General features: G+C 29.5%; 16 protein-coding genes. 2 read left to right on the top strand and 14 right to left on the bottom strand.

Going from position 1 to position 18,236, the window contains the following annotated elements; genetic code table 11:
• Positions 1–113: 113 nt before the first annotated feature.
• From NR218_RS09875 to NR218_RS09820, 12 genes are all read right to left on the bottom strand, one after another.
• Positions 114–1,181, bottom strand: a complete 1,068-nt coding sequence (locus NR218_RS09875; protein WP_048761276.1) for a membrane protein — start codon at positions 1,179–1,181, stop codon at positions 114–116.
• A 268-nt stretch (positions 1,182–1,449) separates the two neighbouring features.
• A complete protein-coding gene (locus NR218_RS09870; protein ID WP_017176005.1) occupies positions 1,450–1,953 on the bottom strand; it encodes a hypothetical protein in 504 nt (167 codons plus the stop codon).
• A 115-nt stretch (positions 1,954–2,068) separates the two neighbouring features.
• A complete protein-coding gene (gene dhaM / locus NR218_RS09865; RefSeq protein ID WP_017176006.1) occupies positions 2,069–2,449 on the bottom strand; it encodes a dihydroxyacetone kinase phosphoryl donor subunit DhaM in 381 nt (126 codons plus the stop codon).
• A 221-nt stretch (positions 2,450–2,670) separates the two neighbouring features.
• A complete protein-coding gene (locus NR218_RS09860) occupies positions 2,671–3,462 on the bottom strand; it encodes an ABC transporter ATP-binding protein (RefSeq protein ID WP_017176007.1) in 792 nt (263 codons plus the stop codon).
• Between the two features lie 185 nt (positions 3,463–3,647).
• On the bottom strand, positions 3,648–4,481 hold the full coding sequence (locus NR218_RS09855; RefSeq protein WP_019834904.1) for a YitT family protein: 834 nt from the start codon (positions 4,479–4,481) through the stop codon (positions 3,648–3,650).
• A 514-nt stretch (positions 4,482–4,995) separates the two neighbouring features.
• Positions 4,996–6,228: a NupC/NupG family nucleoside CNT transporter gene (locus NR218_RS09850; RefSeq protein WP_265883363.1), complete on the bottom strand. Its 1,233-nt coding sequence runs from the start codon at positions 6,226–6,228 to the stop codon at positions 4,996–4,998.
• A gap of 282 nt (positions 6,229–6,510) precedes the next feature.
• Positions 6,511–8,682 carry a bifunctional glycosyltransferase/CDP-glycerol:glycerophosphate glycerophosphotransferase gene (locus NR218_RS09845; RefSeq protein WP_265883362.1) on the bottom strand — a complete coding sequence of 724 codons (2,172 nt, stop codon included), beginning with the start codon at positions 8,680–8,682 and terminating at the stop codon, positions 6,511–6,513.
• A 154-nt stretch (positions 8,683–8,836) separates the two neighbouring features.
• Positions 8,837–10,564 carry an ABC transporter ATP-binding protein gene (locus NR218_RS09840; protein ID WP_019834902.1) on the bottom strand — a complete coding sequence of 576 codons (1,728 nt, stop codon included), beginning with the start codon at positions 10,562–10,564 and terminating at the stop codon, positions 8,837–8,839.
• A gap of 306 nt (positions 10,565–10,870) precedes the next feature.
• Positions 10,871–11,269: a glycerol-3-phosphate cytidylyltransferase gene (tagD, locus tag NR218_RS09835; protein WP_017176012.1), complete on the bottom strand. Its 399-nt coding sequence runs from the start codon at positions 11,267–11,269 to the stop codon at positions 10,871–10,873.
• A 105-nt stretch (positions 11,270–11,374) separates the two neighbouring features.
• Complete coding sequence (locus NR218_RS09830; RefSeq protein ID WP_017176013.1) at positions 11,375–12,439, bottom strand: glycosyltransferase family 2 protein; 1,065 nt, start codon at positions 12,437–12,439, stop codon at positions 11,375–11,377.
• On the bottom strand, positions 12,436–13,530 hold the full coding sequence (gene tarB, locus NR218_RS09825) for a teichoic acid glycerol-phosphate primase TarB (protein ID WP_025987151.1): 1,095 nt from the start codon (positions 13,528–13,530) through the stop codon (positions 12,436–12,438). Before tarB ends, NR218_RS09830 begins: the two co-directional genes overlap by 4 nt.
• Positions 13,531–13,752: 222 nt before the next feature.
• Positions 13,753–14,565, bottom strand: coding sequence for an ABC transporter permease (locus NR218_RS09820; protein ID WP_017176015.1), 813 nt, complete (start codon positions 14,563–14,565; stop codon positions 13,753–13,755).
• A 314-nt stretch (positions 14,566–14,879) separates the two neighbouring features.
• Here NR218_RS09820 and tagH point away from each other — a divergent pair, with 314 nt between their 5' ends.
• Complete coding sequence (gene tagH, locus NR218_RS09815; protein ID WP_017176016.1) at positions 14,880–15,674, top strand: teichoic acids export ABC transporter ATP-binding subunit TagH; 795 nt, start codon at positions 14,880–14,882, stop codon at positions 15,672–15,674.
• Between the two features lie 47 nt (positions 15,675–15,721).
• Here tagH and tarA read toward each other — a convergent pair whose 3' ends face one another.
• Positions 15,722–16,480: an N-acetylglucosaminyldiphosphoundecaprenol N-acetyl-beta-D-mannosaminyltransferase TarA gene (tarA, locus tag NR218_RS09810; protein WP_017176017.1), complete on the bottom strand. Its 759-nt coding sequence runs from the start codon at positions 16,478–16,480 to the stop codon at positions 15,722–15,724.
• Between the two features lie 178 nt (positions 16,481–16,658).
• On the opposite strand from tarA, the gene NR218_RS09805 reads away from it, so the two are divergent.
• A complete protein-coding gene (locus tag NR218_RS09805; RefSeq protein ID WP_019834901.1) occupies positions 16,659–17,402 on the top strand; it encodes a M50 family metallopeptidase in 744 nt (247 codons plus the stop codon).
• A 41-nt stretch (positions 17,403–17,443) separates the two neighbouring features.
• On the opposite strand, the gene NR218_RS09800 is transcribed toward NR218_RS09805, so the two are convergent.
• Positions 17,444–18,091, bottom strand: a complete 648-nt coding sequence (locus tag NR218_RS09800) for a metal-dependent transcriptional regulator (protein WP_017176019.1) — start codon at positions 18,089–18,091, stop codon at positions 17,444–17,446.
• Positions 18,092–18,236 lie beyond the last annotated feature (145 nt).

Here is an 18,236-nt window from a genome sequence, read left to right as displayed (position 1 = left end):
ACGTTCAAAATGCAAAAAAGCAATTCATGTTAATTACACGAATTGCTTTAGACTGTCTATGAGTTATTTAACTTTGTAGGCAGTTTTTTTATGGATTATTTATTTTATCAATTTTAAGCAATGTGGTCTTTGTTATCACTTTTACGTAAATAATATTTAATAAGCACTGCTACCACAATAAATAATCCAACTACGCCCATAATGTTATATAAGAAGTTGATTAAATCTGCAAAACCAACAAAACTTAAAATAAAGGCTGCAATCATCATAATAACAATAAATATATGATATTTTTTACTGTATGGCTCAGTGAAACGTGCAGCAAACGAATAAGTCAATCCTAAAATAGTATTATACATTACTGCTAACATAATCACTGTTAAAACTAATCCAAGCCATGGATGAATTTCGTTCGCCAATTTTAAAGTTGGAATTTGTTCATTTTTAATTTGTGGATATTCTGATTGTAGTGCAAAGTTAATCAGTGCAAGTAAAACAGTATACACTACACCGCCAAATAAAGCACCGGCACCAGATACTTGACGTTTAGATGCATCTCCACCAATCGCCACAACCGTACTAAATCCTACAGCAAAAGCTAATCCACCGTACATTAACCCTCTAATAATACCTAAGAATAAACTTGGATGATCTACTGTACTATTAACTTTACTGATAGGGATACTTCCAGCGAATAGATAATATATAGCAATAAGAACTACCATGACAATTAAGAATGGTGTAACGACCCCTAACGCTCTTACAATCTTATTAAAGTCTAATAATAGTGTTAAATAAATAACGACCGTCATAATTAACGCGCCAAGCCATGTAGGTATACCAAAGCTCTCTTCGAACGTTGCGCCTGAACCTGCAATCATCGTTACAGCAATCCCAAATAAGAAAAAGACTAGAATATAATCAAAGATTTTACTAAATTTTTGACCAAATAAATATTGTAATGTTGATTCATGGTTTGTTGCTTCAAAAGCCGTTCCAATTTTAGCGACTTGTCGCCCTATAAATCCTAAAATTAATCCTGATATTAACACGCCTATATATGACCATAAACCATAAGGCGTGAAGAATTGCATTACTTCTTGCCCTGTAGAGAATCCTGCGCCTACTACAATCCCCACATAAGCAAAACCTATTTTTATAGATTCTTTATTCAACCCCATGTATTGATTAACCTCCTTATTTTTGACACATTCAAAATTATAACGTACTAATAATAATATGCAACAGTGCATAAACGTTGTGAGACAACGCTTATCGCTTCTAAATACTAGTGTTAATACCCTTACAAACAATTTAAAAAATTTAATATTTTTAATAATTTGTCACAAAAAATTATATTTGAGTTACTAAGTAAAACATTATTAAAAAAGAGTTAGATAAAATGAATAACTATGGTTATTCATTATCTAACTCTCTTATTTCACTATATTATTTTGAACTTCCAAATTTCTTTAATTCATCAAAATTTACTATAACATTATCCATGCGTTTAGCTGAATCTTTTAACACATTTCTTGCTACATGATTATTAGGATCTAATTTTAAAATTTGTTTAGCTACTTTAAACGCTTCAGAATCTGAAATAATTGGATCAGGTATAGCATATAATAATAGCATTTGAAGCAAACTTTTTATTTCTTTACCATTTGTTAACTGAATAGAAGCATCTGCATGATAATATGCCGCTTCTAAAGCACCTTCCACTTCACTCAAAGGATAGACTAATAATAAAAATGCTAAATCATGTAATTCTGCTGTTTCATTAGCCTTCATCATATCTAATATACAAGTATAAAACATAATGTTTTCTTGTTCATGAGCACAGGATATATATACTTCTTCGAATTCCATAAAATCAATATTGGACATTATATTTTTAATTTCTTCAAATTTACCGTTCAGAACGTAAAATTTAATATCTTCTTGTAGCATAATGTCCACCTACTTTCATCATCAATATCATGCTATTTATTTTACCATATTCATTTTGGATAATCATTTTATAACCTTTTTTTTATATAAAAAAAACATCAAAATTTATCATTACTTATTTAAATGCTGTAGACTTAAATGAAGAACGATTCACTTCTTGAATCGCTTCATTAGCAGTTTTACCAACACTTAAAGACATTGCTGCTGTAAAACTTCCTTCTACAATGGGTGCATTTACTTTGTAAATATGATACTTACCTTTATACATATCAATTGCTAAATCGATATTCATTTCTGATGATCCTAAATCATAAAAACATAATGCATCATCATCTAACTGATTAATCAATTGTTCAATATCATCATATGAAGTTCCAATTTCACCATTTACTCCACCATAAGCAATCACATTTATGTCATTTGTCATTTTATTTAATAAATTTTTAGTTCCCTTAGCTATTTCTTCACTATGACTAATAATAACTATAGTTGTCATCATTTCAACTCCAGTCAATCAATTAAATAACGAATTTGATTTTTTATTAAAGTGAATCTTAATCAACGTGTGTTTTCATTATAAAATAACTTATCTGAAAGCGCGAATATTTGTGTATTAGACAAAATATTAGTCATTGACTGCCTATACATTAAAAATGACTGAGATAGGTATCCAACATCATAATAATTGTAGCTATATTGCTGAAGTTATAATCAATCTTATCTTTTTTCAAGTAAATTGTAAGTGACTAAAAGTGGTTTCCCTGTTCTAGGATCTTTTCCTAATACTGCATCTATATTAAACACACTTTCTAATATCTCTTTAGATAATACTTGGTCAGTAGGTCCATTATCTATAATGTGTCCTTCTTTCATGATTAACAAATAATCCGAAAATCGAATTGCCTGATTGATATCATGTAAGACCATAACGATCGTACACCCTAATTCTTTATTCAAATGTTGCACCAATTCTAAAATTTCTAACTGATGAGAAATATCTAAGTACGTTGTAGGTTCATCAAGAAAAATAATATCTGTTTTTTGTGCTAAAGCCATTGCTATCCATACACGTTGTCTTTGTCCCCCACTTAAATCATTAATCGATTGATGACGAAATTCTGTAATGCCTGTTACGTTTAATGACCATTCAATTTCATCTTTATCTTTTTTAGATAATCGTCCAAATCCTTTTTGATGAGGAAAACGTCCATATGAAACGAGTTCTTCAACTGTTATACTGTCAGTCACTGTTGGAGTTTGAGGTAAAATTGCAATTTTTTTAGCTACTTCTTTTGTAGATTGATGTTGAATGTTTTGATTATCAAGTAATACTTCTCCTTTTTTCACTTCAATCAGTCTTGAGAGTGCTTTCAATAATGTAGATTTCCCACAACCATTCGGTCCAATAATTGATGTGACTTTACCATCACGTATTTGAACATCTAATTCTTTTATAATTGTCGTATTTCTATATCCTATATCTACTTGAGATGCATTTAAACGATTCATATATAGGCCCTACCTTTGTACAAAAAATATTTACGACATCTATTGATAATCGTTCTCAATTAATTATTGCTATTATACCATTTATACACATTTTTGACTATTCTTTTTACTATGAGACGATTATAAAAAATAACCCTAAAAATCTGAGATATACATAAAACGCCTCAAATTTTTAGGGCCCTTTTTTATTCATCGATTAAAAAACCATTTCCATAAACATCACGCACGTCATGAATAACCAAGAAAGCATTCTTATCTATTTTTTTTATAATTCGTTTGGCACGAGTTACTTGAGTTTTAGCTACAACAACATACAAAACGTCTTTTTCTTCTCTACTATAATAACCATGTCCATTCAATATAGTAAGGCCTCTACCAACTTGTTCATCAATAGCCTTAGCTACCTCTTCAGGTTTGCTAGAAATAATTGTCATTGCTTTTTTTGTATTAAGTCCTTCTATAACATAATCCATTACTTTCGTGCCTATATAAAGTGAAATCACAGTTACCAATGCTTTACTTAACGGTAGTACTGTTAAAGAAATGACTACTACGATTAAATCAAAAAATAATAATGCGTATGCTGTACTAACATCTAAGTATTTATTAGCTATTCTTGCTAATATTGTTGTTCCAGCTGTAGTGCCACCTGCTAAAACGATTATTCCAATACCTAGTCCAACACTTGTGCCGCCAAATACTGCATTGATGATGACATTACCTGTTTCTACGTGCCATGATTCTGTAAGACTTAAGAAAACAGAAATAAGTACAGTAGCAATAATTGTTAATATCGTACTTTTTTTACTTAAAAATTTATACCCAATAACAATCAATATTGCATTAGCAACGAAGTTAGTGAGCGCTGGTGAAATATGAAAAGCGTAATATAATACAATAGCAATACCTGTGACGCCACCTTCACCTAAATTACCTGATATAATAAATGCATTGACTCCTGCTGAAAAGATAAAAGAGCCTAGTATAACTAAAAGTATATTTTTTATATTTTTGTTCAAAAACACTCACTCCTTTTACGACTATAACGATTAAAATGTTAGCATAGTCTCATCATTCCCTACAATATGCTTTTTAAAAATAAATGTATTAATAAATTTTAAATATCTTAAAATATAAAGATTTAATTTAAATAAGATACATATTCATCTTTAAATCTAATGTACTAATAAAAAATACGTGGAAATTTTCTGAATTTTTCGTTTACTTATAAATATTAGTTTGCTATACTATGTATAACTTCTTAATTACAAGAAGTTATCTCCTTTGTGTTGTTTATAGTAACAAAACAAATTTTGCTCGAAGTACTGTGACAGTACCTAGTCCTTACCGTTACAAGTACATTAATATTCATTTCCCATAAAAACCAAGTATATAAAGTGTCTCCTCACTTTGCATGCTTGGTTTTTATCATGCAATAAAATGAATAATAAAAATAGGAGTGACATAGAATTCTTTTCGAATTCAATGTTCACTCCTAATGGTTGACTATAAAATGATTTAAATTTTAATACCTTACCATGCAAATAAACCAACAAATGCTGCAGTAAGTAGTGAAACTAAAATACCTGATAATAACATCATCGGTACATATTTTGAAACAAAATCTGATGTTTTCTTATCAACTATACCCTTTAATGTACCAACAATCATCCCAATTGTAGAGAAGTTTGCAAATGAAACTAAGAATGTTGATATCACTGCACGACGATGTGCGCTATATGTGTCAATTACTTTTGTAATTTCACCCATAACTACAAATTCGTTTGTAACGATTTTTTTGGACATCTGTTGTGCCACTATCCATGCCTCACCCCATGGTAAGCCAAGCAATAAAGCAAATGGATACATAAAGACGCCTAAGATTTGGTTTAAACCAAAACTACCTTTCATACCCATCCAACTGCCTACTAATCCAGTAATCAAATTAATAAAACGATCTAAAAAATCAGCCAACGCGACAAAACTAATAACAAAAGCGATAATAATTAATACTAATTTACCTGCATTTAATACTGAATCTCCTAAAAATGAGAAGAAAGGTTGACGTTCAATTTTTTCATCATTATTAATGCTATAGATAATATCTTCTTTTTCTTCAACAGTAACAGGATTTAAAATAGAAGCGACAATAATTGCATTAATAATATTTAAAGGAATCGCCATTAACACTAATTCACCAGGAATCATTTGAACATAGGCACCTACAATAGCTCCAGAAATAGAACTCATTGACATCATTGCAACTGTTAATACACGCACTTCGTTCATACGCTTAAGTTGTTCATTAGAGACTGCAAGCGCCTCTGTATTTCCTAAAAACATCATTTCGATACCAAAGAATGATTCAAATTTAGGTTGACGTGTAATTTTCGCAAGTACAAAACCAATTCCTCCAATAATTTTAGGAAGAATATTAAAATACATAAGAATATCAAATAGTGGAACAACTAATAAAATTGGAAATAATGCACTCACTGCCATATCCATTTGTTTACCACTTGTAAAACTACTGAATGCAAAACCTGTTCCAGTATGAGCTGATTGAATAACCCAAGCAATGGCAGCTGCTAAACCTTCAACAATCGATCTTCCAATTTGGAAATATACAAAGAACCATGCTAAGAATACATTTAAAAGAACTAAGATTAATATAGACTTCCATTGAATATGTTTGCGATCTCTAGAAAATAAAACTGCTATTCCTAAAAACACAAGTAATCCAATGATATTTATTAGTAAAAACATAAGACACCTACCCACATTTTAAAATTAATATGTATCACATTACCCTTAAATAGAACCGTACTATTTTCATAAAATAACAACTAATGTTCTGTAAAAAATACATTTAACATTATACCACGAGAAAATGTTCGTTAAAATAACATATTTAATAAAATAATTGTCTATTTTTCTTTTTTGATGTTATTTATCATAAATACCATTTAAACTTAATACGGTTATATAGAAAAAGAATGGGAAAACGAATTCAAAGTAAATTTTTCCCATTCTTTATGTCATTTGATTTTATGATTCATTTTCATGAATATCAATATGAATATAGTCTGCTATAAATTTAGAAGATTGACCTTTTTCAATTGAACAAAAATCATTATAGAACGCTTCAATTTTATCTTTATATTTTTCTTTATGTGTATCTAAATGTTTTAATTCTTCAGCAAGTTTAAATTCATCTGTAATAATTTCTCCTGGTAAATCTTCCATATAATTCATATAGAAGCCACGAAGACCTTTATCGTATTTTTCGATATCATAAGCAAAGAAAAATTGAGGACGTTTTAAAATACCATAATCAAACATCACTGACGAGTAGTCAGTAATAAGCGCATCAGATATTAAATATAATTCTGAAATATCATTATAATTTGAAACATCAATAGCAAAGTCATCGTATCCAGTTAGATCTAATGCATTTGCAATAAGATAATGCATTCTTAGTAAAATGACATAGTCATCTCCAATTTGCTCTTTTAAATTAGCTAAATTTATTTTCAAATCAAATAAATATTGACCTTTTTTAACGAATTCATCATCTCTCCAAGTTGGCGCATACATAATGACTTTTTTATCTTTTGGTAAATTTAAATCTTTTTTAATTTGTTCTATATACTCAGTATCATTTTGTCTTGTAACTAATACATCATTTCTTGGATAGCCAATTTCCCAAATTCTTTCTTCATTCATCCAAAAAGCAGACTTAAAGATATCCGTAGAATAACGGTTTGGAGATACTAAATAATTCCAACGAGATGCTTCTGTATAAAAATTCTTTTTATAATTTGCTGTTGTTGTTCCTGGCATTCTTACCACTTTCATATCATTTGCTAAACGTTTTAACGGTGTACCGTGCCAAGTTTGAATATACATTTGATTCTCTTTTTTATTTAAATACAATGGTAATCGAGCATTCGAAATCCAGTATTTCGCTTTAGCATAAGCCTCATAATATTCTTTGGATCCTTTTTTCACTTTAGTTGCATTTCCAGGAATAATATTGTTATTAGGCTTAGAAAAGACCCAAATATATTTATATTGTGGATAGTGTTGTTGCATATATTCATATATATACTTTGGACTATCACTGTAATTTTTACCACCAAATGACTCAAATACAATCGTATGTGGATCTACCATATTTTCATTATCAGTAAGTTGATATTTAGCACGTTCTTTCATCTTACTGTTTGTAAGAATACTTTTAAATAAACGTGTTTTTTTACGTAATTCATTCACATATCTTGCATTCTCAATGTCGTCCATAGATAAAAACATGATTTCAAGATTATATAACAACTTACCATCTTTAATGATATTCCATTTTAGTGCTTTTACTACTTTAACTAGAGTGTGTTCTAAAGCAATATATCTTGCTTTAATATCTCTAAGCGAAGGATCAAAACCTTTTTTAATTTCATTTTTCATTCTTTGGACTAAAAATTTCTTAACTTCTTTATTTGTAGTTCTTTGTATAGCATCAAAGAAACTATTTGTATAGTCTTCAAATTTATCAATAAAATCTTGATCACTTAATGTATTACCATTAAATGGATCATATACTTCACCACGATAATAAAACGGAAAATTAACAATTCTAACAAAATGTTCAGCATATTTCAGATAATCTAATACAAATGAATTATCAATAAAAATGCTTAAATCTTCATTAAATTTAATGTCATGTGCTTTAATAATTGCATTTCTAAATAAAATATTACATGCAGTTTCTTTTCGTAAAATTGAATTAGGATATGAATGATGTGATCGATACTGCAAACGTATCTTATCTTTATCTACATATTGAGGACGTTGCATTGTAAATTTGTGTACCGGTGCAATTAATGTATCTAAACCATTAATATGATTTAAATAATATTCAATAGCATATGAGGCTAATTGATCATCCGCATCTAAAAACATCACGTATTGACCTTTTGCTAAGTCTAAAGCGATATTTCTAGCATGTGCATGACCAGTATTTGTTTCAAGTTGAATAAACGTCACATCTTTATCATAAGATGTTAACGTTTTATTTAAGATTTGTGTTGAATGATCCGTAGAACCATCATCTACAATAATGATCTCAAAATCTTGATTCCTTTGAGTTTTTAAGCTATTAATACAATCTTCAATATATTCTTCACTATTAAAATATGTAATAATTATTGATAGTTTATTCAATATCATTCTCTCCAATTTTATTTATGTTTATTCAATTAATTTTTAAGCAATGTGTTTGTGTACTAACTATATCTTATCAGTCTAAGATTTTTTCATCTACACTGTAAAATTATAGATTACTTTATCATCGTGATATTTGGATGTTCGACATCCATTATTTATTTAAATTTTGTGTAGTCACAAATTGATGATATTTCTCATGATATTTCATTAATTCGTCATGTGTACCTTCACCTGTCACACGTCCTTGATCAATAAAAATAATTTGACCTGCCTTTTTAATCGTAGACAGACGGTGTGCAATCACTATTGTTGTTCTACCTTTCATCAATACTTCTAAAGCTTCTTGAATTTTTTGTTCACTTTCACTATCAAGATTTGCAGTAGCTTCATCAAGTAACAATATGTCTGGATTTTTCACAAAACTTCTAGCGATATCAATACGTTGTCGTTGCCCCCCGGACAGTTTTAATCCACGTTCGCCCACTAATGTATCGTATCCTTCATCAAATTGCATAATAAAGTCATGACAGTTTGCTAGTTTTGCATATTTAATTAGTTCTTCATCAGAGACATTACGGTTAATACCATATAAGATATTATCTCGAATTGTTCCTGTCATCATAGAGTTTGACTGCATGACATATCCAATTTTGCTACGCCAATTTGTAATTGGAATATCATAAATACTTTCATTGCCATATGTAATATCACCATTATCGATATCATACATACGTTCAATTAAATTAAAAATAGTACTTTTCCCAGAACCTGAAGGACCAACAAAAGCACTAATGTCACCCTGAGGTATACGAAATGATACATGATCAAGAATCGTTTTTACATCATATTTAAATTCTACGTTATTAAATTCAAGTGCTCCATTCTCAATGTTGATATTAGCAATGGGTTTTAACTGTTCCATCGGTTCAACGGGTTCTTGCATAATTTCATAAATACGTTGACTTGCACCTACAGCTTTTTTGTAATCAGTAACGAGTGTAGATAAGTTCATAAGCGGCATAGATAACTGCATCACATAAAAAATCATAGCTATTAAAGCACCTGCTGTAATAGCACCTGTAGCAATTCTAATGGCACCAAATCCTAAAATAATGGCTATCATTAATAACATAATTACACTTGAAATAGGTTGAATAATCGCTACTATTTTTGCTTGTCTTAAACCTAATTTATATATTTCATTTAAGTTATAATGTGCATTATTTAATTCTTTTTGTTCAGTATTAGAAATTTTTACTAAACGCATTTCTGTCAATACACGACCTAATAACCCACTAAAATTGGCAATTTCTGCTTGGGTATGTTTTGAAATTTTTTGCATACGTCTTCCAAGTGGAATCATAATACCCATAAATATTGGAATAGCTATGAAAGTCAGTAAAGTCATTTGCCAGTCCATAATAAACAGCATAATAATAGAACCAATCAATGTGATAATAGCTGGTAGTAATTGTGGTAATTTTTGAGAGATAAAATCGTTAATGACCTTAGTATCATCAGTTAAACGACTCATCAACTGACCACTTTCATTTTTGTCAAAAAATGGCATTTTCAGTTTAATCATGTGCTCCCACAATAATGAACGAATACCATAAATCATTTTTTCTCCAATTTTACTTAAGAGGTAAATACCTAAACCGCTAAGTAATGCATTAATGATAAATATACTTGCAAATAGAACGACAATATTCCAATTAATATTATTAGTAGAAAATTTATCTACTAAGCGACCTGTAAACAGTGGAATCAATAATCCGCTAAGACTTCCTAACGAAGAAATGATAACAGCAGTTATTATTAAACCATAAGGCCAAGACAATCGTTTAAATAGAAAAAATAATGGATTGTGTTGTTTCATAAATAAACCTCTTTAATCATCAATTTGTATTTGTATTTTTGATATTATATTTAGTGTTTATCCTAATTTAAATGTACATTAAAATGTATTTTAACTGGTAATTTGATTGATTGTTCTTAGTATAGCATTTTATTTAAAATGTTTTATTACATAAAAATAGGAGTGCCCTAGAATTCGTTTTGAATTCACTGTTCACTCCCAAAAGGATGAGTCAAATCAAACAAATTATTGTTATCTACTTGATTTAATCAAAGATTGAGACATAGCTAAACTTCTAAGGCGTTTATATATGCCTTCAATACATTATTATTTTGCATCTTTTCCGTATAGCTCTTGTTTAATTTTAGTTGTTGAAATACCCTCCGTGCGTTTTAGGTATACAACTTCACATTTGTCTTTTAGGAAGTCAAATTGACCTTCCCAGTCATGGCCCATAACAAACACATCAACATCATAACGATCAACGTCTGTTTCTTTTTGACCCCATCCATCTTCTGGAATCACTAAATCAACGTAACGAATAGATTCTAACATCATTTTACGTTGTTCAAAATCATAATAAGATTTTTTATTTTTAATTTGGTTAAATTCATCTGTAGATAAAGCTACAATTAAATAATCACCCATTTCACGAGCTCTTCTTAGTAATTCTATATGACCATAATGTAATAAATCATATGTACCATATGTAATGACTCTTCTCATATTTCCTTTCTCCTTTACAAATATTTAACATTAATTAATAATCTTAATTTAGCATAAATATATTTAACATACCATTAATTTTATATTGACCAGACCCTTTCTCATTTACTTATTCATTATACGTTTCAATGATTGCTTTCCACTGAATGCTAATTTTTTAGGCATTACTTGTGCTTGAAAACGTAAAAAACCAGGTCTCCCAATTCCTACATCAATAAGTGTATGTCTCCATAACTCATATGTCTCACGTGTCCAATGAGTCGCACTTTGCTCTACGGCTTGTACTATTCTAAACAACGCTTCTCCAGAATAATTTGTATGTTGCATATCTCTGATATATTGAGTGATTTTGTCTATAATTTGAAGTGTCACTTTACTGTATTTTATTAAATATGCTTGAATGAGATAGCTGACAATTAAGTCATCCATTCGATAACTATAATATGCTTTTTCGTTGACAAGTAATAACATATCCATGACTTCACATCGAACTTTTCTAGCATCTTCTAAGTAAGATATAAACGTATCTGCACGTTGATCTGTAATAGAACCTTCTCGCTCATTGTATCCATATACTATAAAAGGAACTAGTTGGATATCCCTTGCCATTAAATAAGCACGAGTGACAAATGTATGTTCTTCACAAAATACTACATCTTCATCGAATCTTAGTGTATTAAATTTAGCTTTGAATAACTTGCCACCTGGTCCAATAGATTGAAGTATTTCTGGCGCTTCTGCTAAAGAAACTATTGCTTCACGATGAATGTCTTCGTGTGTTGGAATAACTTTCCAGTCGCCATTCAATCCTCTACCGATTTGCCCAATCACAATATCTAGATGCTCATTTTTTTCATAATATTGAATCATTTGATCCATTTTTCCAGGTAAAAATTGATCATCTGCATCTAAGAACATAAACGCATCGATATCATCTGACATTGCAGAAAGACCCATATTTCTACTTTTTGCCGCTCCTTGATTGTCTTGATGATAAACAATGAGATGTTTAACTTCTTTTTGCAATTCAGTTAACACTTGTTTTGTACGATCTGTTGATCCATCGTTAATACAAATAATTTCTACGTCATGTGTTGTATCAATCGATTTAACTGCTTTTCGAATTGTATTTTCAGCATTGTATACTGGAATAATAACCGCTAATTTCATTCTTTCACCAACTTTTCAATAAATTTCAATACGTTTTCTAAGCTTTTTTCACTATTATATTTATGCCAATTTTTAAATAATGGTTTTATTTCTTTTTCATTATATTTAATCTTAGTCACTAATTCATCTATATGTTTCACTTTATAAAATGTTGGAATATCGCGATAAAATTGATTCAATCCACGTACCTCTTCATACTCTTCTTCGTCAAATACATAAAATAATGTAGGCTTATTGAGTAAACTAGCTTCTATTGGTAGAGAGCTATAATCACTAATAATAATATCAGCCATCATTATTAGTTCTGATGTTGGCGCAATATGCTCACTATTAGGGATTGATGGATGAAGTTGATTAATGAGAGTATAGTTGGGTAATTGCTTTTCAAAATATACTTTATCAATTTGACGATTATCCATTTGATTTTCACGATAAGTAGGCACATATAATGCTAATTTATTAGGAATATTATAATATTTTTTTAACTTTTTTTGCTCCGTCTTAAGGTCTAGTTTAAAATATTTGGTTAATCGAGGTAGACCCAACTTAAGCATTTGAGTGCGCTTAGCGTCAAAAGCACTTTCAAAACATTTACTCATCTCTTCTCCACCGACTAAATAATAATCAGTAGCCTTATAAACGCTTTTATATTGTTGAACCATTTTTTTATTATTTAAATCTACTTGATGATCCGTTAAACCAAAATTTTTCAAAGCACCTGAAGCATGCCATGTTTGGATGATGGTCTGTCCTTTTTTCTTATGATACCCTCCGAGCATAAGATAATATGTATCAATCACAATCACTTTTGCTGTACTTATCGTCTTGATATGTCTCACTATATGATTATTTCCTGCAGGAACAAAAGATACATTTTTAAATTGCTTTAGCTTAGCCCATTCTTTTTCTTTAGCAATGACTGTTAATTCATAACCTTTCTGATTTAATTGCTCAATTATTGGCATAACGTCTTCGGGAAATGTCATTAAAATCGCAATATGATTCGATTTTAGTCGTTTAAATCTAAAAATTTGGTTTACGATAGTAATAAGTGTCATATAAATATTTTTTATCACTACTCTTGTCATCATTTAATCCCCTTACTCGTTAATAAAATAATTTATAAAGAAAGAGTAGGACAGAAATACATTGATTTTGTCTCTACTCCTTATCCTTTTCACATACATCTCTATCGACATCGTCGATATTTTATATTTATTCATGATATATATACTAAAGAGCTTGAAATGCAATCTAATACATTTCAGGCTCTCTACTAATAAATGTAAGTATTGATTTATCTAGCACACATTTTATAAGAAATCTGCAAAATGATCTCGATATCTACGATGTAATATAGACCCTAATACAAAGAATACTAAAATAATAATAATATTATAAAGAAGTAATCTCCAATGTTCAATAAAGTACCATTGATGGAATAAAATTGCTGCACGGTAAGACTCAGCTAAAAAGTATACAGGGTTAAATTTCATAATGTCATTAATTACGCTACTAATTCCAGTATCTTTTGGTATCCATAAAATAGGAGACATATAGAATAAAATTCTTAGTAATGCTTGCATAATCATCTGTGTGTCACGAACAATGATTCCAAGTGTTGAAGTAAAAAGTGCTACAGAAGCCACAAAGAAAAATGTTAGTGGTACGTAAATTAACAATTGTACAATATGGATAGACGGCATAATACCATTTCCCATACAAATTGCAATAATAAGTGCTAATAAGCCAATATGGCCATAAAATTTACTTGTTACGATATAAGTTGGAATAATTGATAAAGGAAAATTCATTTTCGCTACTTGGTTAAACTTCATAGATACTGATTTCGTACCTTCAAGAATACCTTGGTTAACAAAGAACCACATGCTAATTCCTACTAGTAACCATAAAATAAATGGAATGCCATGTATCGGTTGATTACTACGAATTCCCATACCGAAGACAAACCAATACACCATAATTTGAAGTGCTGGGTTAAGTAATTCCCAAGCCATACCTAAGTAATTATTTGTATTTGTTATTTTAATTTGAAATTGTGCAAGTCGTTGCACTAAATAAAAGTTTTTTATATGTTCTTTAAAAACAGTTCCTACTGCCGACATTGAAATAAACCACACTTTCAATTGTAAATTCATAATGGCTTTTAATTTCTTTAACTACTGATTAAAATCGTTTTATTATAAAATTTCTAAATCAACGTTTAAAATGATTCATATAAATCCATTATATATTTACGCAACTTATTCGTCGAAAATTTTATTAGGATAGACTTAATTCAGAAAAGAAAGTAAAATTAATATATTGTTTACAAAAAAGATACAAAATCTCATATACACTTTACACTAGGTTAATAAATTTAACAACTATTGAGTGATGTATTATAATCTATATAATAAATCATAAGAAAGGAAAAATCATGAGCGTATCTGTTAACATAAATCATGTGACAAAAGAATATCGAATATATCGCAATAATAAAGAACGTATCAAAGATGCGTTAATTCCTAAAAATAAAAACAAAACCTTCTTTGCTTTAAATGATGTGTCTATTACTGCTTATGAAGGTGATGTGATTGGTTTAGTAGGTATAAATGGTTCAGGAAAATCCACGTTAAGCAATATGATTGGTGGTTCATTATCTCCAAGTTCTGGAAATATAGATCGTCATGGTGAAGTAAGTGTCATCGCCATTAATGCCGGTTTAAATGGGAGACTGACGGGCATTGAAAATATTGAATTTAAAATGCTTTGTATGGGGTTTAAAAAGAAAGAAATTAAAAGACTTATGCCTCAAGTTATTGAATTTAGTGAGCTTGGCGAATTCATTTATCAACCTGTTAAAAACTATTCAAGCGGTATGCGTGCGAAACTTGGTTTCTCTATCAATGTAACGATTAATCCTGACATTTTAGTTATCGATGAAGCACTATCTGTTGGCGATCAAACATTTACTCAAAAATGTTTAGATAAAATATATGAGTTTAAAGAAGCAAATAAAACGATTTTCTTTGTAAGTCATAATATCAGACAAGTGCGTGAATTCTGTACTAAAATCGCTTGGATTGAAGGTGGAAAGCTAAAAGAATTTGGTGAATTAGATACAGTGTTACCTAAATATGAGCAATTTTTAAAAGATTTTAAGAAAAAATCTAAAAAAGATCAAAAAGCATTTAGACAACAACTTGATGAAAAACGGTTTGTTGTAAAGTAAAAGAGGTAGAGACCTAAGCGATTCATAGGCTTAAGTCTCATCCTCTTTTATTTTTTCTTCTTATTCTGCAATTTCCAAACTTTAAACATAAATTTAGGAATACTTTTTATACGACCTATTCGCTTCCAGTCAATAAGTAATCGGTATACCCATTCAATATTTAAATTCCTAAAAAGACGGGGCGCTCTTTTTTTAGTACCACTAAACACTTCTAACGAGCCACCTACCCCCATCATTACTGTATGCTTAAAATTACTTTCATTTTTTTGAATCCATTCTTCTTGTTTTGGAAAGCCCATTCCAACAAACAAATAGTCAGGATTGAAACGTTGAATTCTTTTCACTACAGTTTCATCTGACAGATCAATATACCCATGATGATACTCAAAAGTAACATTAGGATATTTCTGTTGTAATTTATGTTGTGCTTGCGCAACAATTTCATTTTTTGATCCTAACAAGTATACCTTTTGACTTTGCTCGTGTGCAAATTTAATACATTCTTCCATAAGTTCAATACCTGGTACACGTCGCTTTAATGGTTGTTTTAATCTATTAGAAGCTTTAACTACACCTGTACCATCCGCAATGATATAACTTGCACTATTTATAAGCTTTCTATAGGTTACATGTTCAGAAGCATACACTACGATTTCAGGATTAGCAGTTACAATAAACAAGTTATCATTTGTATTATTTTCAAAAAAATGTTTAATATTTTCAACCATATCCAACATTGTCACATTATCGAATTGTACGCCTAATATATCTACTTTATCGTTTTTTTTCTTTTTTGAACTATACATTTACGTTAACTCCCTGCTTTCTTACCCTCTTTATATGTTGTAATGAATTTATAATAACCTCAACTTATTCATCATATATTATTTTTATCATTGTATTCAAAAATACGTCTAAAGTCTAAAGGTCCAGTTTATCTTAATGATTTATAATAGAAGTCATACTATTAACGTGAGGTTGATTATGGATTATTTGCAACAATTTTTAACTACGACTGTTATCTTAAATATTTATTTAGTCATTATTATAGCAATATTTTATATAATTATTCATCAAAATCGACATTGTTCTTTTAGTCAATATTTAGATATTTACTTAAATTATATTCCAGTACTGACTCATGAAATGGGTCACATTCTATTTAATAAGTTAAGTGGGGGGCATGCTAAAGATCTTGTCATTGTTGTACGCCCTAGTGAACGTAAAGAAACGTTACAACAAGGCTATGCAATAACACAATCTAAATCAGTTACTGGACAATGTATTACGACATTAGGTGGATATGTCATGCCACCAATCATGTTAATGATAGGTTTTTGGACCATTCATTTTAACTATCCAAGCTTATTTTTAATCTTATATAGTTTGATATTTATGTATTACCTTATTTTAACATCTCGAAAATTGTCTCCCATTATCGTTTTAATCATTTTAATTTCATTATTGTATTTTTTATTGCAAGACAATAATCAATTTATGATTTTTTATATCGTAGTCCTCCTATGCCATCTTATCTTAGGTGTCCTATTAGGAGAAGTTTTGCAATCTAGTTGGACAATTATATTATTGACTTTCCAAAGAGTAAAAACACATTGGGATGGTAATACTTTAGCTGAATTGACACATTTACCAACATTATTTTATAGTCTATTTTGGATTATGATTAACGGTTTCTCTTTATATTTAATATACAAATTTATGATTTAAAAACGGCTCATCATATTCAAGTTGAATAGATGACGGTTTGTTTAATTTTTCTCCACAAATATATTCATTGCATTATCATAACTTAGAATCGTCATAGTTGTATTATTATTTATAATCATGACTTTATTGGTTTTATCTTTGGATACTATTTCAATGTTATCTCCAATTGAAATATGCTTACTGGATAGATAAACAAGTAAATCCGTTCTATCGCGAACACGTTTAATGTTTACTATGTCTCCTTCATCATATTCAAGTAATGAGTCATTATACTTTTCTTTATAAATATAATTTCTTGGAATAACTCCTCCATGCGGACAAGTTTCAGGATAATTTAACAGTTTATCTATCCTTTCTAAAAATAAGTCAGAAATTTTATGCTCTAAAATTTCCGCTTCTTGATGTACTTCTTCCCAATTATAATTTAACACTTCAATTAAAAATTGTTCTAATAAACGATGTCTTTTTATAATATCGAGTGTATGAGAGAGACCTTCTTCAGAGAGTTTTACCCCTTTATAATGTTTAGTTTCAACAAATCCAGCTTTTTCTAAACGATTTACCATCTCACTTACAGAAGGTGGTTTTATATCTAAATATTGAGATAGTATTTTATTTGAAACAAAAGCGCTATCACCACCATTAGTTAGAATTGCTTTGAGATAATCCTCTTTTTCTTCAGTTAACATGATTTCACCTCATAAACAGTTTCATCTTATTGTATCACGAATGGTTGAGTAATGTGGTTGTCTTCTATCATCTTACAATAAGAGGAATACATCTTAAATTTCAATTTTAAACCTTCCATTTATACTAAAAAAACCTAAGACATAG

It is taken from the genome of Staphylococcus sp. SUC_1.2 (assembly GCF_026222585.1).
The sequence above is the reverse complement of the archived record's forward strand: the minus strand, read 5'-3'. Positions and strand labels throughout refer to the sequence as shown.

Bases quoted from the DNA above. Each gene is read 5' to 3' on its own strand.
- NR218_RS09800 (WP_017176019.1), bottom strand. From the start codon at position 18,091: ATGTTAACTGAAGAAAAAGAGGATTATCTCAAAGCAATTCTAACTAAT.
- tagD (WP_017176012.1), bottom strand. From the start codon at position 11,269: ATGAGAAGAGTCATTACATATGGTACATATGATTTATTACATTATGGT.
- NR218_RS09875 (WP_048761276.1), bottom strand. From the start codon at position 1,181: ATGGGGTTGAATAAAGAATCTATAAAAATAGGTTTTGCTTATGTGGGG.
- NR218_RS09820 (WP_017176015.1), bottom strand. From the start codon at position 14,565: ATGTCGGCAGTAGGAACTGTTTTTAAAGAACATATAAAAAACTTTTAT.
- tarA (WP_017176017.1), bottom strand. From the start codon at position 16,480: ATGTATAGTTCAAAAAAGAAAAAAAACGATAAAGTAGATATATTAGGC.
- NR218_RS09850 (WP_265883363.1), bottom strand. From the start codon at position 6,228: ATGTTTTTACTAATAAATATCATTGGATTACTTGTGTTTTTAGGAATA.
- NR218_RS09870 (WP_017176005.1), bottom strand. From the start codon at position 1,953: ATGCTACAAGAAGATATTAAATTTTACGTTCTGAACGGTAAATTTGAA.
- tarB (WP_025987151.1), bottom strand. From the start codon at position 13,530: ATGATGACAAGAGTAGTGATAAAAAATATTTATATGACACTTATTACT.
- NR218_RS09830 (WP_017176013.1), bottom strand. From the start codon at position 12,439: ATGAAATTAGCGGTTATTATTCCAGTATACAATGCTGAAAATACAATT.
- tagH (WP_017176016.1), top strand. From the start codon at position 14,880: ATGAGCGTATCTGTTAACATAAATCATGTGACAAAAGAATATCGAATA.
- NR218_RS09805 (WP_019834901.1), top strand. From the start codon at position 16,659: ATGGATTATTTGCAACAATTTTTAACTACGACTGTTATCTTAAATATT.
- dhaM (WP_017176006.1), bottom strand. From the start codon at position 2,449: ATGACAACTATAGTTATTATTAGTCATAGTGAAGAAATAGCTAAGGGA.
- NR218_RS09840 (WP_019834902.1), bottom strand. From the start codon at position 10,564: ATGAAACAACACAATCCATTATTTTTTCTATTTAAACGATTGTCTTGG.
- NR218_RS09860 (WP_017176007.1), bottom strand. From the start codon at position 3,462: ATGAATCGTTTAAATGCATCTCAAGTAGATATAGGATATAGAAATACG.